The 24224-nt window shown below is 47.2% G+C and carries 19 protein-coding genes and 1 riboswitch; of the genes, 7 read left to right on the top strand and 12 right to left on the bottom strand.

Annotated features, from left to right (window positions below):
- The first annotated feature begins 26 nt into the window (after positions 1-26).
- On the top strand, positions 27-1001 hold the full coding sequence (locus tag ACMXI2_RS03340) for a ribonucleoside-diphosphate reductase small subunit (RefSeq protein WP_079468962.1): 975 nt from the start codon (positions 27-29) through the stop codon (positions 999-1001).
- Positions 1002-1038: 37 nt separating this feature from the next.
- On the top strand, positions 1039-3411 hold the full coding sequence (locus ACMXI2_RS03335; RefSeq protein ID WP_483780301.1) for a ribonucleoside-diphosphate reductase subunit alpha: 2373 nt from the start codon (positions 1039-1041) through the stop codon (positions 3409-3411).
- 68 nt (positions 3412-3479) lie between these two features.
- On the opposite strand, the gene ACMXI2_RS03330 is transcribed toward ACMXI2_RS03335, so the two are convergent.
- Positions 3480-4298, bottom strand: coding sequence for an AraC family transcriptional regulator (locus ACMXI2_RS03330; protein ID WP_483780300.1), 819 nt, complete (start codon positions 4296-4298; stop codon positions 3480-3482).
- Positions 4299-4307: 9 nt separating this feature from the next.
- Positions 4308-4913 carry a TrmH family RNA methyltransferase gene (locus tag ACMXI2_RS03325; RefSeq protein ID WP_483780299.1) on the bottom strand — a complete coding sequence of 202 codons (606 nt, stop codon included), beginning with the start codon at positions 4911-4913 and terminating at the stop codon, positions 4308-4310.
- Between the two features lie 108 nt (positions 4914-5021).
- Here ACMXI2_RS03325 and ACMXI2_RS03320 point away from each other — a divergent pair, with 108 nt between their 5' ends.
- Positions 5022-7724, top strand: a complete 2703-nt coding sequence (locus ACMXI2_RS03320; protein ID WP_483780298.1) for an AsmA family protein — start codon at positions 5022-5024, stop codon at positions 7722-7724.
- Between the two features lie 240 nt (positions 7725-7964).
- The gene (locus tag ACMXI2_RS03315) at positions 7965-8348 is read left to right on the top strand and encodes an SdpI family protein (RefSeq protein WP_483780297.1); all 384 of its coding nucleotides are present in this window, start codon (positions 7965-7967) and stop codon (positions 8346-8348) included.
- 67 nt (positions 8349-8415) lie between these two features.
- On the opposite strand, the gene ACMXI2_RS03310 is transcribed toward ACMXI2_RS03315, so the two are convergent.
- From ACMXI2_RS03310 to ACMXI2_RS03290, 5 genes are all read right to left on the bottom strand, one after another.
- Entirely contained in the window at positions 8416-11598 is a 3183-nt protein-coding gene (locus ACMXI2_RS03310; RefSeq protein WP_483780296.1) for an efflux RND transporter permease subunit, read from the bottom strand.
- A 29-nt stretch (positions 11599-11627) separates the two neighbouring features.
- Complete coding sequence (locus ACMXI2_RS03305) at positions 11628-12752, bottom strand: efflux RND transporter periplasmic adaptor subunit (protein WP_483780295.1); 1125 nt, start codon at positions 12750-12752, stop codon at positions 11628-11630.
- Positions 12753-12779: 27 nt separating this feature from the next.
- Entirely contained in the window at positions 12780-14114 is a 1335-nt protein-coding gene (locus tag ACMXI2_RS03300; RefSeq protein ID WP_483780294.1) for a TolC family protein, read from the bottom strand.
- A 406-nt stretch (positions 14115-14520) separates the two neighbouring features.
- Positions 14521-15420 carry a lipoyl synthase gene (gene lipA, locus ACMXI2_RS03295; RefSeq protein WP_079468971.1) on the bottom strand — a complete coding sequence of 300 codons (900 nt, stop codon included), beginning with the start codon at positions 15418-15420 and terminating at the stop codon, positions 14521-14523.
- Between the two features lie 36 nt (positions 15421-15456).
- Complete coding sequence (locus tag ACMXI2_RS03290) at positions 15457-16287, bottom strand: hypothetical protein (RefSeq protein WP_483780293.1); 831 nt, start codon at positions 16285-16287, stop codon at positions 15457-15459.
- A gap of 166 nt (positions 16288-16453) precedes the next feature.
- Between ACMXI2_RS03290 and ACMXI2_RS03285 the strand changes: the two genes are divergently transcribed.
- A complete protein-coding gene (locus ACMXI2_RS03285) occupies positions 16454-16861 on the top strand; it encodes an OsmC family protein (protein WP_483780292.1) in 408 nt (135 codons plus the stop codon).
- Between the two features lie 235 nt (positions 16862-17096).
- On the opposite strand, the gene ACMXI2_RS03280 is transcribed toward ACMXI2_RS03285, so the two are convergent.
- Positions 17097-18380 carry a DUF2851 family protein gene (locus ACMXI2_RS03280; RefSeq protein ID WP_483780291.1) on the bottom strand — a complete coding sequence of 428 codons (1284 nt, stop codon included), beginning with the start codon at positions 18378-18380 and terminating at the stop codon, positions 17097-17099.
- A 127-nt stretch (positions 18381-18507) separates the two neighbouring features.
- Positions 18508-18627: riboswitch (SAM riboswitch) on the top strand.
- A gap of 185 nt (positions 18628-18812) precedes the next feature.
- On the opposite strand from ACMXI2_RS03280, the gene ACMXI2_RS03275 reads away from it, so the two are divergent.
- Positions 18813-19991: a trans-sulfuration enzyme family protein gene (locus ACMXI2_RS03275; protein ID WP_079468975.1), complete on the top strand. Its 1179-nt coding sequence runs from the start codon at positions 18813-18815 to the stop codon at positions 19989-19991.
- A gap of 97 nt (positions 19992-20088) precedes the next feature.
- On the top strand, positions 20089-21270 hold the full coding sequence (locus ACMXI2_RS03270) for a homoserine dehydrogenase (RefSeq protein WP_483780290.1): 1182 nt from the start codon (positions 20089-20091) through the stop codon (positions 21268-21270).
- A gap of 63 nt (positions 21271-21333) precedes the next feature.
- Here the strand turns inward: ACMXI2_RS03270 and ACMXI2_RS03265 are convergent, their stop codons facing one another.
- Genes ACMXI2_RS03265 through ACMXI2_RS03250 form a run of 4 tightly spaced genes read right to left on the bottom strand, consistent with a single transcriptional unit; the run spans position 21334 to position 24191 of the window.
- A complete protein-coding gene (locus ACMXI2_RS03265) occupies positions 21334-21903 on the bottom strand; it encodes a Maf family protein (RefSeq protein WP_483780289.1) in 570 nt (189 codons plus the stop codon).
- 2 nt (positions 21904-21905) lie between these two features.
- Entirely contained in the window at positions 21906-22847 is a 942-nt protein-coding gene (locus tag ACMXI2_RS03260) for a geranylgeranylglycerol-phosphate geranylgeranyltransferase (RefSeq protein ID WP_483780288.1), read from the bottom strand.
- 14 nt (positions 22848-22861) lie between these two features.
- Positions 22862-23383 (bottom strand): KdsC family phosphatase, encoded by a 522-nt coding sequence (locus ACMXI2_RS03255; RefSeq protein WP_483780287.1) that lies wholly within the window; start codon positions 23381-23383, stop codon positions 22862-22864.
- Between the two features lie 43 nt (positions 23384-23426).
- Positions 23427-24191: a Rossmann-like and DUF2520 domain-containing protein gene (locus ACMXI2_RS03250; protein ID WP_483780286.1), complete on the bottom strand. Its 765-nt coding sequence runs from the start codon at positions 24189-24191 to the stop codon at positions 23427-23429.
- Between the last annotated feature and the right edge of the window lie 33 nt (positions 24192-24224).

Below are 24224 nucleotides of genomic sequence, written 5' to 3'. Positions count from 1 at the left end.
CGACAGTACCCATAAAATAATTAAAGATGAGTAACGAGAATGAAATTCTTTTAAAAGAGAACAAGGACCGTTTTGTGCTATTGCCGATCAAATACCCAAAAATCTGGGAGCAATACAAAAAGCACGAAGCCAGTTTCTGGACAGCGGAAGAAATAGATTTAAGCAGTGATCTTAAAGATTGGGCAGGACTGAATGATGGAGAACGTCATTTTATTTCTCACGTACTGGCATTCTTCGCCGCCAGCGACGGGATCGTTAATGAGAACCTGGCAGTAAACTTTATGAGTGAAGTACAGATCCCGGAAGCCCGTTGTTTCTACGGCTTCCAGATCATGATGGAAAACATCCACTCTGAAACATATGCATTGCTGATTGATACTTATGTAAAAGATGCAGCAGAAAAAGATCGTTTGTTCCACGCTATCGACACCGTACCTGCGGTAAAGAAAAAAGCAGAATGGGCATTACGCTGGATTGAGAATGGCAACTTCGCAGAACGCCTGGTGGCATTTGCCGCCGTGGAAGGTATCTTCTTCAGCGGTAGTTTCTGCTCTATCTTCTGGTTAAAGAAAAGAGGACTGATGCCGGGATTAACCTTTTCTAACGAACTGATCAGCCGGGACGAAGGACTGCACTGCGAATTCGCGTGCCTGCTTTACAGCATGCTGGAAAATAAACTGAGTGAAGAACAGGTACACAACATCATCCGTGATGCCGTGAGCTATGAAAAAGAATTTATTACAGAAGCCCTGCCGGTTGGACTGATCGGCATGAACGCCGAACTGATGTCGCAATACATTGAATTTGTGGCAGACAGATGGATCGGTGAACTGGGCTACACCAAGATATTTAATGCGTCTAATCCTTTTGACTTCATGGAAATGATTTCCTTACAGGGTAAGACCAACTTCTTTGAAAAACGTGTGGGAGATTACCAGAAATCCGGCGTAATGGGTGGTACAAAAGAATCACAGACATTCAGCCTGGAAGAAGATTTTTAAACATTTTGAATTACTAACCTCTTAAATTCGCAAACCCATGTTCGTAATCAAAAGAGATGGAAGGAAAGAAGCAGTGAAGTTCGATAAAATCACTGCGCGTATTGAAAAACTATGCTATGGTTTCAATACAGAATATGTAGATGCCATAGACGTAGCGAAAAAAGTGATACAAGGTTTGTATGATGGTGTAACCACCAGCGAACTCGACAACCTGGCTGCCGAAACGGCCGCCTCCCTTACTACGAAACACCCGGATTACGCCCTGCTGGCTTCCCGCATAGCAGTAAGTAACCTGCATAAAAATACCATCAAGTCGTTTTCCAAAACGATGAAGAAACTGTATGATTATATTGATCCCAAAACCGGCAAAAATGCAGCGCTGCTGTCTGACGATGTATGGGAAATCATCAGGAAGAATGCAGAGATCCTGGATTCCAGCATCATCTACGACCGCGACTTTGCCTTTGACTACTTCGGTTTCAAAACACTGGAACGCTCATACCTGCTGAAAACAGACGGTAAAGTACAGGAACGCCCGCAGCATATGCTGATGCGCGTATCTGTTGGCATCCACAAAGAAGATATTGAGTCTGCCATCAAAACATACAACCTGATGAGTGAGCGCTGGTTTACACATGCCACGCCTACCCTGTTCAACGCAGGCACTCCAAAACCGCAGATGTCTTCCTGCTTCCTGCTTACCATGCAGGACGACAGCATCGAAGGTATTTACGATACCCTGAAACAAACGGCTAAAATTTCACAGAGCGCCGGCGGTATCGGTTTAAGCATTCATAATATCCGCGCTACAGGATCTTACATCAGCGGTACCAACGGTACTTCCAATGGTATCATCCCTATGCTGCGCGTATTCAACGATACAGCCCGTTACGTGGATCAGGGCGGTGGCAAACGCAAAGGCGCTTTCGCTATCTACCTGGAGCCGTGGCATGCCGACATTTACGAATTCCTGGATCTGCGCAAGAACCACGGTAAAGAAGAAATGCGCGCCCGCGACCTGTTCTACGCCCTCTGGATGCCGGACCTGTTCATGAAACGCGTGGAATCCAATGGCGACTGGTCATTGTTCTGCCCGCACGAAGCACCAGGACTGCACGAATGCTGGGGCGATGAATTTGAAGCCCTGTACGCTCAATACGAACAGGAAGGACGCGCCCGCAAAACAGTAAAGGCACAGGATCTCTGGTTTGCCATCCTCGATGCGCAAATTGAAACCGGTAACCCTTACCTGTTATATAAAGATGCAGCCAACCGCAAATCCAACCAGCAAAACCTGGGTACCATCAAGAGTTCCAACCTGTGCACTGAAATCATCGAGTATACCGATTCAGATGAAGTGGCCGTTTGTAACCTGGCGTCCCTGGCACTGCCACGCTTCGTAATTGATGGTAAATTTGATCACCAGAAATTATACGAAGTAACCTATCAGGCTACCCTGAACCTCAACAAGATCATCGATAACAACTACTACCCTATTGAAGAGGCCAGACGCAGTAACATGCGCCACCGCCCTGTAGGACTGGGTGTACAAGGACTTGCTGATGCGTTTATCCTCATGCGTTATCCGTTCGAAAGCGACGAAGCCAAAAAACTGAACAGCGAAATATTTGAAACTATCTACTTCGCGGGTTTAAACGCTTCCAACGATCTCGCAAAAGTTGACGGCGCCTACGAAACCTTCAAAGGCTCCCCTGCTTCCAAAGGTATCCTCCAGTTTGATATGTGGGACGTGAAACCTTCCGCACGCTGGGACTGGGAAAGCCTGAAAAAATCTATCGTGAAAGACGGTATCCGCAACTCCCTGCTGCTGGCTCCAATGCCAACCGCTTCTACTTCACAGATCCTCGGCAACAACGAGTGTTTTGAACCATACACTTCCAACATCTACACCCGTCGTGTACTGAGTGGCGAGTTTGTAGTGGTAAACAAACACCTGCTGAAAGACCTGGTAGAACTGGGACTGTGGGATAATGATATGAAAACAAAGATTATTTCACACAATGGCTCTATCCAGAACATTGCTGAAATACCCGCAAATATTAAAGAACTGTACAAAACAGTTTGGGAAATCAAACAACGTAACCTCATTGATATGGCGGCTGACCGCGGAGCTTTCATCTGCCAGTCACAATCACTGAACCTGTTCGTTGACACGCCTACTACCGGCAAACTTACCTCCATGCACTTCTACGCCTGGAAGAAAGGTCTGAAAACCGGTATGTACTACCTGCGTACTCAGGCAGCCACTCAGGCCGTTCAGTTTACCGTGGAAAAACAAGGCGGTCAGCAAATCCAGCCAATGGTTGCTACCGGTGGCAATGCAGAAGAAGAAATAGTAGTGGGTGCAGTTTGCACAATGGAAGAAGGTTGCGTTACCTGCAGTGCATAAGGGTTTATGTAAGTATAAATGCGAATCCCTGGCCAAATGGCCAGGGATTTTTTTGTGCAATCACTTATCTAATAACGTTTACCCGGCTTCGTGGTACAAAATTCCTTACGGGCAATCTGTTTAATAAACGTTTCCGGTGAAGTTCCCAGGTAATGCTGAAAATCCTTGATCAGATGACTCTGATCGTGATACCCGAAGTCGTGGATCAGATCAAACCAATCGATCGTATCCGCAGTATTACGCACTATGCTGTTGATCACCTGCTTGAAGCGCAGAAACCGCAGCATTTCTTTGGGAGAATAGCCTACATATTTTTTAAACCGCAGCTGCACGGTACGTTCAGACAAGTCTGCATCCGCAGCAATGGCCTTCGCTGGCTGTAACATCGGATCATTAAAATAATCAGCCCCGTTGAGCAGCGGCAATGCTCCATCCTCTGCCGCATGTGTAGCAGTGGAGATATAATCCTTTAATATGTTTACCCTTTCTGCTGAAGAAGGTGCTCTTTTCAATACTTCCCACAAATCATCCAGCTGATGTAACTGTTCACCGTTCAGTGCATCTACAGGCACCTGGAACAGCCGGTAAAAACCGTCCAGGTTAAACACCACGGCCAACAGGTCTGTTTCCGGCAGCAACTCGTAGTTCAACATCTTCCTTAAAGGACCTAAAACAGCTACTTTATCTATCTGCATGCTATCCAGCCGGTCTGCGGCAAAAGAGAACCGTACAGGGGCGCCAAAATTGAACAGCAGCATCATTTCATAGTTGGGCGACAGGTGCGCGGTAGTGGTAACGAAATCCCCGCCGGATTGTATCACATAAAAATGCTTCACAATATCCGACAACGGCGGCGAAACTTCGAAATGTGTACCTGTTAATGCCATAAGAAGCGGTTAATTTTCTTCTTCAAGATCGGCAGCTTTGAATCCCCATTCAGTTAATAGCGTCTGATACTGCTCCTCCGGTAATCCCTGTTTGTTGTAATGCCCTGCAATGGTTTTCTGACGCATGGCCTCATAAATACTCACTGCGCAGGCTACCGAAATATTTAATGAACGGATAATACCCATCTGCGGAATAATAAAGTTACCATCCGCCATTGCCCTGGCGGCATCACTCACACCATTCTGCTCATTACCAAATACCAATGCCACAGAACCACTGAAGTCAATATCGTAAAGACTCACCGCATCCGCGGCAAGATGTGTGGTTAATATCTTATCATATTGGCTGCGCAATGCGGCAAAACAATCTGCTGCATTATCAAAATCATGTATCGTGAGCCATTGTTTGGCACTGCTGCTGCTTCTGTGGCCCCAGTTCTTTATCCGCGGCGCTTTTGATGTGATGATATAAATATCCTGTATCCCCACGGCATCGCATGTACGCATCACCGCCGACACATTATGAGGGTCCTGTACATCCTCCAGCACTACGGTTAAATTTGCCTGCCGCCTGCCCAATACAGCTAATAATTTTTCTCTTCTTTCCGGTGTCATACGCTGAATATTAACGCAAAAATACAAAATAGTGCAGAGATGGTCCTGCACCCGCATTTCCTCGTTTACACATTATGCTTATCTTCACTCCCAAAATACAAAAAACCTATGCTCAAAAAGATCCTGAAAATTGTGGGTATCACAATGGTGGTCTTGATACTGGCCGCTATTGCCATACCCTATTTCTTTAAAGACAAGATAATAGCGAAAGTAAAAACGGAGCTGAATAAACAGCTGAACGCCAAAGTGGATTTTAAAGATGTGGATATCAGCCTGTTCCGCCACTTTCCCCGGCTGGCGGTAGGTCTGGAAGACCTACAAATCACCGGCGCCGGTGAGTTTGCTGCCGATACCCTTCTGGCTGTAAAACAGATAGATGTGGCCCTTAACCTGATGAGTGTGATAAAGGGAGACAAAATGGATATCTACAACATTGCGCTCTTACAGCCACGCATACACGCTATTGTAAATAAAAACGGCGCTGCCAACTGGGATATCATGAAACCGGATACTGCTGCCGTAAATCCTGCCGACACCGGTAAAAGCAGCTTCGCGCTTAGTTTACAGCAATATAAAATTGAAGATGGCTGGGTGAGTTACGACGACCGCCAGGGCAATATGGAATTACTGGTTACGGGTCTGAACCACCAGGGCAAAGGCGATTTTACACAGGATCAGTTTCTCCTGCAAACCAGCACCACCGCCAGCGGCATTACTTTCCGCTATGGCCTCATCCCCTACTTGTCGCAGGTAAAAACCACGCTGGATGCAGGTATCCAGGTGGATAATAACACCAGCACCTATACGTTTAAAGATGGTAAAGCATCGCTCAACAACCTGGAACTGGCGCTGCAAGGCTTCTTCAAGCTGGTAAATGATTCTACCTATGGTATGGATATGAGCTTCAAAGCTCCTTCCACCAATTTTAAAGACCTGTTGTCTTTAATACCTGCGGTATATAAAACAGATTTTGATAAGATAAAAACCAGTGGTACCGCTGCTTTTGGCGGATTCGTAAAAGGCAGCTACTCTCCTGTGCAGATGCCTGCGTTTGGACTGGACCTCGCCGTAAAAGATGGCTTCTTCCAATATCCTGATCTTCCAAAACCGGTAAAAAATATCCAGATCGCCATGAAGATCAGCAACCCCGATGGCGTACCGGATCATACCGTGATAGACATGCCCACCGGCCACCTCGAAATGGACAACACACCGCTGGACCTGCGAATGCTCGTTAAAACACCTGTATCTGATTTATATGTGGATGCTGCTGCCAAAGGCAAACTGGATCTTTCTAAAATCACCCAATTTGTAAAACTCGAAGCAGGTACCAATTTATCCGGGTTACTGGATGCCGACATCAGCGCCAAAGGCAACATGAGCGCCATCGAAAAACAACAGTACGATCGCTTCTATGCTGCCGGCACACTGCAATTGAGCAATATGCTCTATAAAAGCAAGGATTATCCGGATGGTGTAAAAGTGAATAACCTCTTCTTACAGTTCAATCCTAAAAATGTAACCGTAAAAGACCTTAACGGACAATACCTGGGTACCAACTTTGAAGCCAACGGAGAAGTGAATAACCTGCTCGCCTATACGTTTAAAAACGAACCGCTGGATGGACAAATGAATTTCAAAGCAGATGAAATAAATCTCGATAAATGGATGGGTACCAGCAGTACCACATCTGCAGATCCGGCCACTGCAAAAAAAGATTCCGCTGCTGCTACACCGTTTGCCGTACCCGCCAATCTGAACCTGGGACTCCAGGCCAATGTGAATAAAATCCACTACGATAAAGCCGATCTTACCAATGTATCCGGTAAGCTGCTGGTGAAGGATGAAACCGTGAACATGCAACAGCTGAAAGCCAATGCCCTGCAGGGTACTATGGAAATCAACGGCAGCTACAGCACCAAAGCCAGCAAAATAAACCCGGACATCAACCTGGCCTACGATGTACAAAACCTGGATGTACAACAAACATTTAACACCTTCAACACGGTACAGAAATTAATGCCGATCGGTAAATTCCTTTCCGGTAAAATTACCTCGCAGTTAACCATGCATGGTAAACTTGGAAAAGACATGTCACCCGATCTGAGTACACTTACCGGAGATGGCAACCTGCTGCTTGTACAAGGATTCCTGAAACAGTTTGCCCCGGTTGACCAGCTCGCCAACTCCCTTAATGTAACACAGCTGAAAGATCTCTCGCTGCGTGACATCAAAAACTATTTCTCTTTTGAAAACGGACGTGTAAAAGTAAACCCGTTCAAAGTAACGGTGAACGGTATACGAATGGATATTGCCGGTTCCCACGGCTTTGATCAGTCGCTCGATTATACGCTGCAACTGGCCCTGCCACGTAGCATGATGGGCGCCGCAGGCAACACGCTGGTGAACAACCTGGCATCGCAGGCACAAAGCAAAGGTATCCCCGTTAACCTGGGCGACAGCGTTCACCTGCAGGTATTGATGGCCGGAAACATCCTCAAACCCAGCGTGAAAACAGACCTGCGTGAAACGGCCAATAACCTCAAATCACAGGCAACCGAACTGGTAAAGAACAAAATTGACACCGTAAAAAATACGGTAAAAGACAGCCTTAACCAGATCAAAAATACCGCCGTCAACTCCCTGAAAAATCAACTGAAGGATCAGCTCAGCGGAAAGAAAGATTCCACCAAACCAGCCACCGGCAAACCACTGGACAATGTGGGTAAACAAGCCGGCGAATCTGTGAAGAATACCCTGAACGGCTTGTTTGGAAAGAAGAAGCCGGCAGCGGATACTACAAAACATTAACGCGGATGTTGTCTTTTTCAGGATTACGCTGATTATACTGATTTAGGGATTTGATCACTTTGATTTTAAATGATTAGGGGAGATATAAGCGAATATATTCGCTTATATCTCCCCTAATCATTTAAAATCTTTATAAAATCAAAAAGTAAAAATCAAGCTAATCAGTATAATCAGCGTAATCCTGAAAAAGACAACATCCGCGTTTTTTTTCGTAACTTATGGTAACCAAACCCCCGGACCATGTGGTTACGCTTTCTACATTCCACTTATTGTAATGCGGCTATTTTTGCGGGTATCCTCTTCTTTCTCATGGGTTATTTCATACACCGTTTCCCGCCCAAAAGCACCAAATCCTGGTATGGTTACCGCAGCGTATTGTCTACCAAAACACCTGAAATGTGGCGTTCCGCCAATGAATATGCCGCTTATATTTCGCGGCGTGTAGGCGTTATACTGGTGGTTACCGGCGTTGCATGCGCACTCCTTTTTCAAAGCCAGTCCGATTGGTTCTGGTATATCACCGTGGGCGCGGTAGTAGCGGGCACCATGTACCTGGTGGGAGATACGGAGTGGGAGTTAACCCGTCACTTCGATAAAGACGGTAAGCGTATCCTTCCGGAATAAAACAAAGAAGGCGCTGCTTTCGCAACGCCCCTTCGTGTATGTACAATTATAAACCCTTCTCTTCTTATTACAGTCTGCCCTGCACATCGTGCTCCGGTACAGACTGATAATTTTCTTTCATCTTACGGAGTTTCTCCTTGCCATAAGCCAAACGGGTGATCACCACGTACAGCACCGGCACTATAAAGATGGCCAGGAACGTTGCAGTGAACATACCACCCAATACGGTCCAGCCCATTGTTTTACGCGCTTCCGCACCTGCGCCGGACGAAAATACCAACGGCAGGATACCCAGCAGGAAGGCCAGGGAAGTCATGATAATAGGGCGTAAACGCAGCTTGGCTGCTTCTACTGCTGCCGTTACTAGGTCCATTCCCTTGTCTACACGCTCTTTCGCAAACTCCACAATCAGGATCGCATTCTTGGCCGACAAACCGATCAGGGTAATCAAACCGATCTGTGCATAAACGTTGTTGCTCAGTTTAGGCAGGAAGGTAAGCACCGTAATGGCGCCAAAGGCGCCAATAGGCACTGCCAGGAGTACGGAGAATGGTACGGACCAGCTCTCGTACAAAGCTGCCAGGAACAGGAACACAAAGATGATAGACAGCGCAAAGATGTATACCGTTTTGGAACCTGACAGGATTTCCTCACGGCTCAAACCCGAGAACTCATAGCCATATCCATCCGGCAACGTTTCTGCTGCCACTTCTTTTAGTGCCTGGATAGCATCACCGCTGCTGTAACCCGGTGCAGGGTTACCATTTACTTCGGCAGAGCGGAACAGGTTATAGTGAGAAATTACCGGCGCCGTTTCTATCACTTTATAGGAAGTGAGCGCACTCAATGGCACCATAGAACCCGCTGTATTGCGCACAAACAACTGGCTCAGGTTTTTAATATCTCCCCTGTAAGTTGAATCTGCCTGCGTAACCACGCGGAAGTTACGGCCGTAAATGGTGAAGTCATTGATATAGGCGCTACCCATATAGGTTTGCAATGCCGTGGCAATATCAGAGATCTTGATCCCCATTTTCTTCGCTTTCTCACGGTCTATGTCCAGCTGGTAACCAGGGGTGCGTGCCGTAAAGAAGGAGAATGCCATCGCTATTTCAGGACGTTTGTTAGCGGCAGCCAGGAAGTTTTGTAACACGCCTTCAAACGCCTTGATTTCACCTGCTCCCTTTTGCTGTAGTACAAAGGAGAAACCGGCAGTTTGTCCAAGACCCGGGATAGCCGGCGGTTGTATCACCACTGTGTTGGCCTCTTTATATTTACTGAGTGTTTTCTTCACTTTGGCTACCATGTTGGTAATTTGCAGCGAATCGGCCTCACGGTTTTTCCACGGCTCCAGTGAGCAGAAGATAGTTCCACTGTTGGATTTAGTGGCAAAGCTCACTGCATTCAATCCTCCCAGCGCCGCATAGTGGGCAATACCCGGTATGCTTTCCAGGTCTTTCATCATATGCGTCATTACGTCTACGGTACGTTCAGTAGAAGATGATTCCGGCAAATCGAAAGTGATGATCAAACGGCCTTCATCTTCCGTAGGAATAAACCCGGTGGGTTTCGCCTTGAATAACATCATCGTACCAACGAAAATACAAACCAGGATCACCATCACGAGACGGAACAGGCGGATACTCTTTTTAACCCCCATTGAATAACGGGAAGTAGTGTGTCCAAACCAGCGGTTGAATTTAAAGAAGAATTTGTTGAGCCCTTTTGAATCTTTATCCAGGTGCATAGGTTTCAGCAGGAGGATACACAATGCCGGTGTTAATGATAACGCCACAAAAGCAGAGATCATTACAGAGATGGCAATGGTGATGGCAAACTGCTGATACAGGCGGCCTACGATGCCGGGTATAAACCCTACCGGTACAAATACCGCTGCGAGGATAAGCGCAATCGCAATTACCGGCCCGGATATTTCCTTCATGGCCAGTGCGGTGGCATCTCTCGGCGACATCTTCTCATGATCAATATTATGCTGCACTGCCTCCACCACTACAATGGCATCATCCACCACAATACCAATAGCCAGTACGAAACCGAACAAAGTAAGGGTGTTGATAGTAAATCCAAGTGGAATAAAGAAGATAAATGTAGCGATAATAGATACCGGGATAGCCAGCACCGGAATGAGGGTGGCGCGCCAGCTCTGCAGGAACAGGAATACCACGATCACTACCAGTATCAGCGCTTCCACAAGGGTATGTACCACCTCTTCAATGGATACTTTTACTACGGATACTGATTCAAACGGCACTACATAATCCACATCCTGGGGGAATTGCTTCTTCAGCTCTTCCATCGCGGCAGTTACATTGGCGGCGGTTTCAAGGGCATTGCTGCCTGGCGCCTGGTATACCAGCAGATAGGCGGCACGTTTGCCATCCACAAAGTTATTACCTGCATAGTTGAATTTACCCAGCTGAACACGGGCTACATCTTTTAAGTACACCAGTGATCCATCGGAAGGACGTGTTTTCACCACGATCTGCCCGAATTCTTCCGGAGAAGATAAACGTCCTTTGGTGAAGATGTTATATTCAAATGTTTGTCCTGTTTGCTGTGGAGGCGCCCCTACGGAACCTGCGGTGATCTGCGCGTTCTGTTCTGCCAGCGCTGCGCGGACATCATCGGCGGTAACGCCCATTTCCGCGAGCTTATCGGGCTTCAGCCAGATACGCATACTGAAATCATCTGCACGGGTAAAGATATCACCCACACCTTTCGCTCTCAGCAATGCATCCTTTACGTATACGTTGGTGTAGTTATCCAGGAAGGTAATATCGTGTGTGCCTTTGGGTGAGTACAAGGCCACCAGCATAAGAATGCTGGGGTTACGTTTTCTAACGGTTAAGCCCAAACGCTGTACTTCCTGCGGCAGGGTAGGCTGCGCAATACCCACACGGTTCTGCACATCCAGTGCGGCAATGTTGATGTCGGTACCTACTTCAAAGTTTACCGTCATACTCATCTGACCACTGCTGGTGTTGTTGGTGTTGATATAGGTCATGCCCGGCGTACCATTCACCTGTACTTCCACGGGTGTGGCAACGGTTTGTTCTACCGTTTGTGCATCCGCACCGGTATAGGTACCTGTTACCTGTACGGTGGGGGGCGAAATTTCCGGATACTGGCCAATGGCCAGGTTCATCATCGCCAATATCCCCACCAGTACCAGTACTATAGATATTACTATAGCCGTTACGGGTCGTTTTATAAAAGTATCTGCAATCATGATCTTCTGCTGTTGATTCTACTGATAAACTATTTCTTCGCAGGCGCGCCTGTTGGAGCGGCTGGTATTCCTATCTGTATTTTGCCGCCATCACGTAAGCGCTGGAAGCCTTCTGTAATCACCTTGTCGCCGGCCTGAACACCGTCCATAATCACAATCCTGTCGCCGATTTTTGGACCGAGATGTACTTTCTGCTGTGCTGCTACAGAGTCTTTTGCGATGAATACAAAGTATTCGCCCATCTGCTCTGTGATCGCTTTGTATGGGATGATCAGTCTTTCGCCGGATTGTTCATTCAGTACGCGCAACACGCAGCTCATACCATCTTTCAGCCGGTCGTCAGGATTACTGAATTCAATACGCACGCGGATGGTACCGGTCTGGTTATCCACGCCACGGTCGATAGCGAGGATCTTGCCGGCATGAACGAATTCTGTACCGTCAGACAACTGCAAACGGAAAGTAGAGTCGCTGGCTTTACCTCCCTGCATCGCAGCAAAACGGGAGATATCATTTTCTGTTACCACGAAATCAACACCTATTGGATTTTCGCTGGAGATGGTATTCAGCAGGGTGGTACCGGGGCTCACCTGGGCGCCCAGCTTTACCTGTGAAATACCAATACGCCCGGTAAACGGCGCTTTGATCAGGGAATAATCCAGGTCAGTACGAACCGCTGCGAGGTTGGCTTCTGCTGCGGCCAGCTGGCTGCGGGAAGTTTCCAGGGTAGCCTTCGCATTATCCAGGATCTGACGGGCTACGGCGTCCTGGTCTGCCAGTCGCTGGTAACGGTCGTCATCTTTTTTTGCCCTGTCGAAGCTGGCTTTTGCACTGGCCACATTCGCCTGTGCCTGCAGATAAGCCGCTTCATATTTACGGCGGTCTATTTCATACAGGGTCTTTCCTTTCTGCACCACTTCTCCTTCCTTAAAGAAGATCCCGGTAATAAACCCTGACACCTGGGAACGCAGTTCCACCTGGTTCAGCGCTACCACCGTGGCGGGATATTTATCATAATAAACGGCCGGTGCTACGGATGCCTCCGTAATATTTACCGGTGTAGGGGGCATAGCAGGCACTCCTTTCTGGGCAGGACCTTTACAGGCCGTAAAGCCCAGGATACTGGCAGCGCTGATTAAGACAATGTTGTTCATTTTTTTCATATCCGTTCCGGTTACCATTTAATAATTAGCTGTTAAGGTTCCTAATGCTTTTTGCAGGTCTATCCGGCTGGACAGCACCTGGAACATGGAATTATAAAAATTCAGTTGCGCAGAGCGCAGTTCTGTTTCAGACACCAGTACATCGAGATAAGTTTTGATCCCTTCCTTGTACTGCAATTGCAACATATCGTATACATCCTGTGCCATCTGTACATTCTCTTTCAATGTGAGATAGTCGTTGTAGTTGCTTTTATACGTAGCCATCGCCTGCGCGTACTGTGAATTGATCTGGCTTCTTAAAGCCGCGAAATCCCACTGTGTGCGCTGGATCTGGAGTTCCGCCATGCGGATGTTATGTACTCTTTTTCCTCCCTGGAAAATGGGTAAGGATAATTTTAATCCCAGTAAAGAGTTGGGAAAATTCTCACTGTATAACTTACCGAACTGCTCATTCTGATAAGCAAAAGAGTAGTTGATAAAAGCAGATACGGTGGGCAGGTAACTCCATTTGTTATACTTCAGGTTAGCCTGCAGCAAACTTTGTTGTGTTTCGAGTAACTGGTATTCGATGCGGTTTTTGTAGTCGGCTGTCAGCAGTGTATCTGCGCCGGTTACTTCTGCTGCTACGGCAGAAGAGTCCTGCGTTAACGGCACATCACCGCTGTTCAGCGGGTATCCCATCAGTTCCTTCAGGTATGCCTGTTTGGAAGTGAGCAGTTCGCGTGCTGCCTTCTGTTGTGCGCGGGCATTGTTCAGCGAAATGGTAGCGCGCTTGGCGTCGGTTTTGTCCACGATGCCGCTGGCGTACTGGTTGTTCGCATCTTTCAGGCTGCGTTCCAGGCGGGTAATGTCTTCGCTCAGTACCTTGATCTGTTCTGTGGTGAGGAGTACGTCATAATAAGCCTTGCTCACGTCTGCCACCAGGTCTATCTGGTTACGTGCGGTAGTCTGACGGCTTTGTTTTCGTACGTCCCTTGCCGTATTAGTGGCCAGTAAGAGGTCGCGGGTAAAGAGGTTCTGATTCAGCCCGAACTGCGCGGTAGAAGTATTAGACACGCCTACTTTGGTAGGATTACCACCAAAAACAGAGGTAGGCAGTTCCAGGTAATGCTGGATGTTATAATCCAGGTTGATCTGTGGATACCAGTCGGCCAGCTTACTTTTCACTGTTCTGTCGGTAATCGCTTCATCGATGCGCGATTGCCTGATGACGGGCTGGTGGGAAAGGGCATACCGTACACATTCCTGCAGGGTAGCGCTGGTTAACAGAGAGTCCGTAGATTGCTGTGAAAATACCTGCGGGGATATAAATAATCCGCATGCCACAGCTAACAAATAAAATGCTCTTTTCATAAAAGGCTTTTGACATTCAGTTCATCATTGTACCAATCGAAAGAAAATAAGGCACGCATAAAAAAGGTTCGCTTCTTTAATGGCATAGCATTATTATCCCGTATTTGCTGCAACGCTGTGCGCATTACAACATTTTTAATTGCCGCAAAAACATGTTAAGCTGTAATCATTACAGCAAACAGGTAGGTTGATAAGAGAGTTGCGAATTCAAAATCTTCTGAAACTTTATCAGCACGGTTTCAAGGGCGGTTCCAGGTATCTGAATACAACGTATAACAGCGAAGTAGGTGAACAACAAATGATTCTGTTGCTTAGGTAAAACGAATTCGGGCGCTAAGATAACGTTATGAAAACAAAAATCCACCCTTTGGGTGGATTTTAACAATTAAGTGAAAATCAGTTCCGGTCATCCTTTATTACGACCGCTGACAATATGTTTCTCCGCATGATAGGATGATCTTACTAACGGTCCTGACTCTACGTAGTCGAGTCCCATGTTGTAACCTATCTCGCGTAATTCTGCAAATTCATCAGGATGAACAAAGCGGGCAACAGGCAAATGTTTGGGCGTTGGCTGGAGATATTGACCCAGCGTTACCACATCACAACCGTTGTCGTACAAATCCTGCATGGCCTGTACCACTTCTTCTTTGGTTTCACCCAAACCAAGCATAATACCACTCTTGGTGCGCATGCCACCTTCTTTCAGGCGACGGATCACTTCCAGGCTGCGGTGGTATTTGGCCTGTATCCTCACCTGTTTGGTTAAACGTTCTACCGTTTCCAGGTTATGTGATACAATTTCAGGCGCCACATCAATGATACGCTGGAGGTTTTCCCACTGACCACGGAAATCCGGGATCAGGGTTTCCATCGTTGTTTCCGGGTTCAATGCCCTTACAGCATTGATGGTATTGGCCCAGATGATGGAACCGCCGTCTTTCAGTTCATCCCTGTCTACAGAGGTGATAACGGCATGTTTTACTTTCATCAGGTAAATGGCTTCTGCCACACGCTGTGGTTCATCAAAGTCCACTGCTTCCGGACGCCCGGTGGCAACGGCGCAAAAACCGCAGCTGCGGGTACAGATATTTCCCAGGATCATGAAAGTAGCGGTACCGGCGCCCCAGCACTCGCCCATATTGGGACAGTTACCACTTTCGCAGATCGTATGTAATTTATGGGTATCTACCAGGTTTCTAACCTGTTTATAGTTCTCGCCTATGGGTAATTTAACGCGCAGCCAGTCTGGCTTTTTTACTCTTGTTGTAGCCGGTTCGGCGGCTATTACGGGTAGTTCTTGCATCGCTTATTCCTTTCTTTAGAAGAGCAAAGTTAATACTTATCTCTTATTCCAGCGCTTCCCGAATTGGATGCTGACATATGCATTAAAAAAGAACTGTTTATTTTGGTCAACGCCATCCACTGCCACCATAATAGGGATCTTTTTGGTGTAGTATTCACCGTTTACTCCTATTTCCAGGGCGCTCACTACCTCGTTAAAGTGGGCCCAGTCGAACCGCATGCCCAATTTGGCGTGTAAACCCGGTACCACACTAAGATTGCTCCAGCCTTTTCCAAAACCGCCGGCGCCGTTGATCTGTTCCTTGTGCAGGAATAGGTCCGCCGTTTCCGGGGTGTATTTGATATCCACATTCTCGCCGTTTTCATTCTGCACATTCAGGTAATAAGGTTTCACCAGCCCCAGGGATACGCCGCCGTAATAGATAGCGTCTACTTCTACCCCGTTTTTATTGGCTTTGCCGCCGATCAGGTACCGCTGACCCACACCCAGCTTAGCCTGGTAGAAATTATTCTGTTTACCATATATAAAAGGACGCTGGGTAAAAGCGTAACCGCTGCTGATCTTTACTTCCTTGTTACTTTTCTTCTCTCCAAACTCAAACTGGAAATAATTCACTTTTTTCCTCGTTTTCCGGTATCCCAGTTCCGCAAAGCCAGACCATCCGTCGGTATTCAACCGGGCTCCCGCAGAAAAGTCGCGCTGGAAAACATTTTCCCCCTCTTCCTGTTCACGGAAAATGGAGATCTTCTTCAGCTTACGCTGTTCCTTGTCACTTTTCTTCGTGCTTTGCTGCTGCCGTGAGGTAGATTGCGCAAATAAGCCGCCGGATATTGTTGCTAAAAACAGGATTAAGTATATTTTTTTCACAGTGGGCTATTATTATAATAAATAAACGCTTGAACAAAGGTATTGTTATGTATATATTACAAACGTAGCTAATTTTTTTTTAGTTTACCAGGGCCTTCACTGCCAGGGGATACACTTATAATAAAAATACATTTAATTTTACGGATTGATCATTTAAAAAGATATCATGCAAACAGCATCTATTATCTATACCGGCGAACTTCGTACAACCGCCACCCATCTGCAATCAGGCACTGTTATCGATACCGATGCACCTGTTGATAACCGGGGCAGGGGAGAAAGATTTTCCCCTACTGATCTGGTGGCCACCGCCCTCGGTTCCTGCATGCTCAGCATCATGGGCATCAAGGCGCTGGATAATAACTGGGCTATTGAAGGCACCAAAGTAAGCGTTCAGAAAATAATGGGGTCGGATCCCCGCCGTATTACCGGCGTAACCATCGTGTTTGATTTCCCCGCAGGCCACACCCTCGGTGAAAAGGAAAAAACTATCCTGGAAAGAGCGGCACTCACCTGCCCTGTGGCAAAGAGCGTGCATCCGGATATTGTACAGGATGTGACTTTTAACTGGTAGTACCGCCTTCGGCGGTTGTAAATTGTCTTGGAGCAGGATTACGCTGATTATACTGATTAGCTTGATTTTTACTTTCTGGATTTTTAGATTTTAAAAAGATTAGGGGAGATAAAAGTGGATATATCCGCTTCTATCTCCCCTAATCTTTTTAAAATCCAAAATAATCAAATCCCTAAATCAGTATAATCAGCGTAATCCTGCTCCAAGACAATTTAAAATTGCCGAAGGCGATCCCTTACCCGCCCGCGAGGATCTTCACTCCTATCGCACATTGCAGGCACTTTTTCTCGTCACAGTAGTGTTGCTTCAGCTGCAATAATGCCTGTGATTCCATCGCGCTTTCCTGCGTAACGCCCAACTGGCTCCAGCTGCCGGTGATGTGGTTCTTTTCCGGCGGTAGCTGTTGCAGGAAATGCAAAGCCTTTTCCTGGTAATATTTCCCGTGCTTATCCTGTCCGTACAGGAACAGCAAAGGCAACACGGTGTTGATCAGGATGCCCTGCACGGCCTGTTTCCCCGGCCGCTGCGTACGGTTTACGGGATGCCCGAAACGGTAATGCGTATGCCAGTACGCCGATGGCTGTACGAAGAACAACTGTTCCAGCGCCGTTATGTCGGGGGCGTCCAGGATCCGGGAAAAAAGATGAGGGGATTGCTGCAAAAGCGCCGCGAAGGTAGCCAGTCGCATGGTAGGGAAGGCGGCAGGCCGCATCCGCAGCCAGTTCCATTGATGGCCAGCCATAGGGCTTAGCCGGAACTTGTGTTGCAGGTGCCCATAAACATCCTGTAACTGTAACGCATATCCGTCTGTTTGCGGCGCTTCCAGCATCCCGGCCTGACCGAACAGCAGGGCCTCCAGCTGGAGCAGCAGGTGCCGGTACCGCATCAGCATTTTATAGGGCAGCGACTGCGCCACCTGCAGGAACGACAGGGCATTTACGGGCGTGCCATAGCTTTGCGCCACCGCCCAGTAACACACTTCTTCCCAGTTGTAACGATTGTGCTGCAGCCACGCCCGCAGGCTGCCGATCTTACTTTCCCAGCGCTCCGCCAGCAACCGTTCTTTCCAGCTGAGCCAGATGAGTGGCGGCACCTGGGAGGCATGCGGCGCGCATGGTACAAAGGGCGACAACCGCCGCAGTTCCTCATACCGCTGCAGGAGCAGTTTGGGAATATGCTGCTGCAGTTCCAGGCAGGGCGCCTCCCTGATCCCCACAGCGGGCATGTCATGTACAAACACCACGTGCAGGATGATACGCCCGTATTGGGGATTGTGCTGGTGCCCATGCCGGAACCAGTCGGATGTACGCAGGTGCAACTCCACCTGGCCTACCCACAGGGTAGCTCCGATCCTGATTTTTGCGGCCGAAAAATCCGGCCCGCCATTGTGGTTATGAATACCGGGAAACACCACCTGTACTGATTCTCCGCCGGTAGTAGTCAGATGATCCTGCTTAAATAGCCGGAATGCCCAGATGTGCTGGAACAGCTCTTCTGAGAGCAACGGGTTAACAAACATAAGAGATATGGTTGGGTACAAAATAATATCATCCAAAGGTAATAAAACATCGATTAATAAATAAATTCCAATTCCAATTTGGAAATCTGCTCAAAGTGATATTACCTTTGCGCCAGTTCTTACACATCACTTATCCAGAAAGGCGGAGGGACTTGGCCCTGCGATGCCTTAGCAACCTTTCCTGATTATTATGATCAGGAAAAAGGTGCTAATTCCTGCCCCGGTGCAAATCGGGGAAAGATAAGTTGGCAGAGATAATACTTCACAGATATATATAACTTTCTAAAGGAGCTCTTCCAACAATCGGGAGAGCTTTTTTTATGCCCCCTCCCCACCCCTTTCATGGATTTGTTGTTGTTTAAGTTGATCTTTAATGATATCGTTGCAGTTGGCAATTGTGCACATTGAACATCATTAAAAATAATTTATAACATGAAAACAGCTACACAACTGATTCACAGCATACCGGTAGACGAACTGACAGGCGCCATTTCTGTGCCTATCTATCAAACGTCCACTTTCGTGCAGGAATCGCCCGGCATCAATAAAGGCTTTGAGTTTTCGCGGGCAAACAACCCCACGAGAAAAGTGCTGGAAGACCTTATCTGCAACCTGGAAGAAGGGTTTGCCGGATTTGCGTTTGCCAGTGGCATGTCGGCCATAGATGCGGTGCTGAAGCTGTTAAAAACCGGCGATGAAATCATGGCCGTGGAAGACACTTACGGTGGCATCTTCCAGATCTTTAACCACATGTTTGAACGCTTTGGTATCAAAGTGAATTTTGTAGATACCAGCAATCTCGATAAAGTACTGGCCGCCATCACGCCCAATACAAAGATCATCTGGCTGGAATCCCCTACCAATCCTACTTTGCGCGTTTCTGATATTAAATCTATCAGCAAAATCGCCAAACAACATAATATCCTGCTGGCAGTAGACAATACCTTCAGCACACCATTACTGCAACAGCCGCTAACGCTGGGCGCCGACCTGGTGATCCACAGCGCTTCCAAATACCTTGCAGGACACTGTGATGTTATTGCCGGCCTCGTAGTAGTAAACTCAAAAACACTGGCAGACCAGATCCGGTATAACCAGAATATTTCCGGTAGTATACTCAGCCCGTTTGAAGCATGGCTCACCATACGCGGTATTGAAACATTATACCTGCGCCTGGAAAAACAATGCAGCAACGCCAATGCCATCGCCAACTGGCTGGCCGCACATCCCGCAGTGGATAAAGTATTTTATCCCGGACTGGCCACACATAAAAACCATCATATTGCCCGTAAACAACAAAAAAATTACGGCGCACTGGTCAGCTTTTCCCTGAAAAGCGACAATATCAAAAATGCGATCCGTATCGTAAACGCCACCAAATTATTTAAGCTGGCAGAAAGCTTCGGCGGCGTGAAAAGCATGCTGGCCCATCCGGCCACCATGACGCATCGTACCATTCCGGAAGAATTCCGGAGAAAAACAGGTCTGCAGGACTCCTGCATCCGTTTATCAGTAGGCATCGAAGATGCCGATGACCTGATCAACGACCTGAAACAGGCGCTGGATAAATTAAATCATCCGGCCGGCAAGCAAATTACTGTTTTACAATAAGCCGCTGGCGGTTAGCATATCCCTTTCAATGTTCAGAACCTGATCATCTCTGCACAGCGAAAGACTGACTACTACGGCTGAAAGCTCAAAAAAAAGTATGGAAAACAAGATCATCAATTTAGGCATTTTCGGATTCGGCGTCGTAGGACAAGGACTCTATGAAGTTTTGAACAGAACAAAAGGTATTAATGCACGGATCAAAAAAATCTGTATTAAAGACCCTAATAAATCAAGACCTATCGATAGCAGTTACTTTACGACAGATAAAAATGAAATCCTCGAAGATCCTACCATTGACGTAGTAGTAGAACTGATCAATGACACCGAAGCAGCTTTTGAAATAGTGAGCAAAGCGCTCCGCAACGGTAAAGCCGTAGTAAGCGCCAGCAAACGTATGATCGCTGAAAACCTGCCCGCGCTATACCAGCTGCAGGCAGAAAACAAAGTGCCATTCCTGTATGAAGCGTCCAGCTGTGCAAGTATTCCCATTATCCGCAACCTGGAAGAATATTATGACAACGACCTGCTCAATGCCGTGGAAGGTATCTGTAACGGATCTACGAATTATATTCTTACTAAAATATTTGAAGAGAATCTCAGCTTTGCCACTGCCCTGCAACAGGCCCAGGACCTGGGGTTCGCGGAAACAGATCCTACTCTCGACATCGAAGGATATGATCCGAAATTCAAAATAGTGATCCTGCTGCTGCACGCATTCGGCACCTTTGTGAAACCGGAAGAAGTATTCAACTTCGGGATCCATCACCTCAATGATTTTGATATACAGTTTGCCAAACAGAGAAACTGTACCATCAAACTGATTGCACAATGCCGCCGTCAGAACGGCCACGTATTTGCATACGTATTGCCGCACCTGATCAGGGAACACAACCTGCTCTACGATGTGTATAACGAATACAATGGGATCCTGCTGGAAAGCGCATTCACCGACAAACAGTTCTTTGTAGGTAAAGGCGCCGGCGGTACTGCTACCGGCAGCGCGGTATTATCCGATATCTCTGCCCTGTTATACAACTACCGCTACGAGTACAAAAAAATCAAACAAAACAATCAGCCCAGCTTTACCAACGATGTAAAACTGAAAGTATACCTGCGCTACAAAACACCAGACCAGGTAGATCTGGCAGAGTTCTTTAATATCTCTGAAAAATATGAATCTACTGAATGGCGCTATGTGGTAGGTACTATCAACTTACAGAAACTGCAAGAAGCCGGCTGGCTGAAAAATAAAGATGTGAATATCCTGGTATTGGAATAAAGAGATGTAATAAGCAAAAACCAATCATGAAAACGGCGCAGTTTCCTGCGCCGTTACTGTTGCTTAAAAATTTTCCAGTTCTTCCACTACCCTGCTTACGGGCAACCCCATTACATTATAGAAGCAACCGTTAATACTGTCTATCCCCACAGCGCCAATCCATTCCTGGATCGCATAAGCGCCGGCTTTATCAAAAGGCTTGTACTTATCCACGTAATAAGTGATCTGGCCGGTGGTTAACGGCTTGAAATGTACGGCCGTTGTTTTGGAAAAAGCAACTTCCTTTTCCCCCTGCCGGATAATAACGCCGGTGACTACACGATGTTCGCGTCCGCTGAGACGCGACAAAATATCAATGGCATCTTCACGGTCTTTGGGTTTGCCGATAATGTTGTTATCCAGTACCACTACCGTATCGGCGGCAATGATAACATCGCCGGTTTCACACAGTTCCTGCACAACGGCCGCTTTCTGACGCGCAATATGAACAGGAATATCCGGTATGGCCAGTCCGGGAGGGAAAGTTTCTGCGGTTTCTACCACCTTCACCTGGAAAGGGATTCCGGCCTGCTCCAGCAGCTGCTTTCTGCGCGGCGACTGGGAAGCCAGGATTACGGGTGCGCGGTTATACATCTCTATAAATAAAGTTTAAAAAATATCATTGATAAAATACCGGTGAGCATAATCACTTTTACCAGGGAACTCACCCGGTGATAATGTTCCGGCAGATTTGCTTTTTTAAGCACCAGGTAAATATAAACACAGGGCGCCTGTACAAACAGGAATAAATAACCGATGGCAATATACCAGCCCAGTATCCACACGCGGATCTCCACCAGGAGAATAATAATGATCAGCGCCAGCAGCAGGGCATTACAAAAACGTTTGGCGGCCAGCACTCCCCAGGCAATGGGCAAGGTACGGCATCCGTCTTTACTGTCGCCCATCATATCTTCCAGGTCTTTCACAATTTCCCTGACCATAGAAATGAGGAATGCAAACAGCGCATACACCCCGATGACCTGGATCAGCTTCCTGCCCGTGGGCGACATGATCGCTTCAAAACTATGATAGATCTGCTTTTCATAAAATCCTACCACCACCACTGCCAGGGCAGTTAACAATGAAATAATCACATTCCCGATCAGCACCTGTCTTTTAAAAGAAGTGGAATAAAACCAGAGCAGCAGGGAACAGACCACCTGGGTGAAGCCGAGGTAAAACTGTCCTGTTTTCCACGCTACCAGGAAGCCCAGCGACACGCCGGCCAGGTTTAGCATGGTGTGCCAGGCCATTGCCCAGCGCCGGCTGATAATTTTGTCCAGCACCATTTTATCCGGTTTATTAACAATGTCTATGTTAATATCAAAATAGTCGTTGATAATATAACCGGCAGCAGCCACCAGTATGGTAGACAGGCTCAGTAAAATAAATTGGGGAACCGGTAGTGACGGCTCTTCGCCGGAGCTGCGTAAAACCGGCTCTACTACGCAATATTGCAGTAAAAACTGGGTAAGGCCAATATATATCAGATTCGGGTACCTGATCAGTTTAAAAAATGCAGCCCAGAGCTTCATAATTTTCTCTTTTATTATTTCGATGCTATTCCTTCATCCATTAACCAATGTCCGTTCAGTTTCAATACTTTTTCCATGACTTCCCTCACGCAACCCTGGCCTCCGGGCAATGGGGACACGTACCTCGAAATACTTTTTATTTCGGACGCTGCATCTGCGGGACAGGTGGGCAAAGCCACCAGTTGCATAGCCAGATAATCCGGGATATCATCTCCCATATATAATATCTCTTCCCAGCGAAGATCATTTTCAAAAACATAATCCTGCAGCTTCTCCAGCTTATCGTGTACACCGGTGAAGATATCTTTTATACCAAGTCCCTGTAACCTGCTCACCACACTTTCTGATTTTCCTCCGGAGATAACCACCACACGATAACCTTTTTTTACCGCCAGCTGTAAAGCATAACCATCCCTGATGTTCATTCTGCGGGACATTTCGCCACCCGGCAGCAGTTGCAGGGTACCATCGGTGAGTACACCATCCACGTCCAGCACAAAGGTGGTGATAGATTTAAATAAAGCCAATACGTTCATGGGGCCAAAAATAGCCAATTACGCATTAAGAAACACTTATTCTCTATTTATTATGGAACTGGTAAATAGCGTCAGACATTACCTGGTAAACCAGTTGCAGATAGGGATCACCAGCCAGCAATTCGCGGTGGAGGCTCATGGTGGTTTCATCCTGGCGCAACGCCGGACCGGTTTGTACCGACTCCGGTGCAAATTTTTCCAGCCGGTCGAAAGTTTCCTTTATAATAGGTTGCAGTAAATTAAAGTCCAGCTGTTCCTTTTCACAATACGCCTTTGCCTGTGCAATCAGGTGATTGGTAAAATTATTACATAATACGGCTGTAAGATGATATTTCAGCCGCTGTTCCGAAGTAGTAATGGTAACGCTGCCGGAAATACTCTGGGCCAGCGATTGCAACCGCCGCAGCACCTCGTCGTTGCTGGCTTCCAGCATTACCGGGATGGGCGGATAGCTCTTCACTTCCTTGCGGATCGATTGTAAGGGGTATACTACCCCGGTATTAGACGATATCCGGGAGATAGCCGCCAGGGGTACAGCCCCTGCTGTATGCGCCACCATACGCTTTCCTAAGCGCAGCTGATCGTTCAGTTCCGGGATAGCAGCATCACTCACCGCAAGCAGGTACACATCTGCGTCCATATTTATATCCTGCAGATCGTTTGTATAATCTGCGTGGAGCATTTCTCCCAGTTCCCTGGCGTGTTCCCTGTCCCGGCTCACCACCTGTTTTACCTGGTGACCATGAATTTTTAAGAGGTGTCCGAAACAATGCGCAACATTGCCAGTGCCAACGATAACTACATCCATTATAATTAATTTTAAAATAACAAACCGCCGGTA

The organism is Chitinophaga sp. G7 BAM 1005, assembly GCF_057126945.1.
The sequence above is the reverse complement of the archived record's forward strand: the minus strand, read 5'-3'. Positions and strand labels throughout refer to the sequence as shown.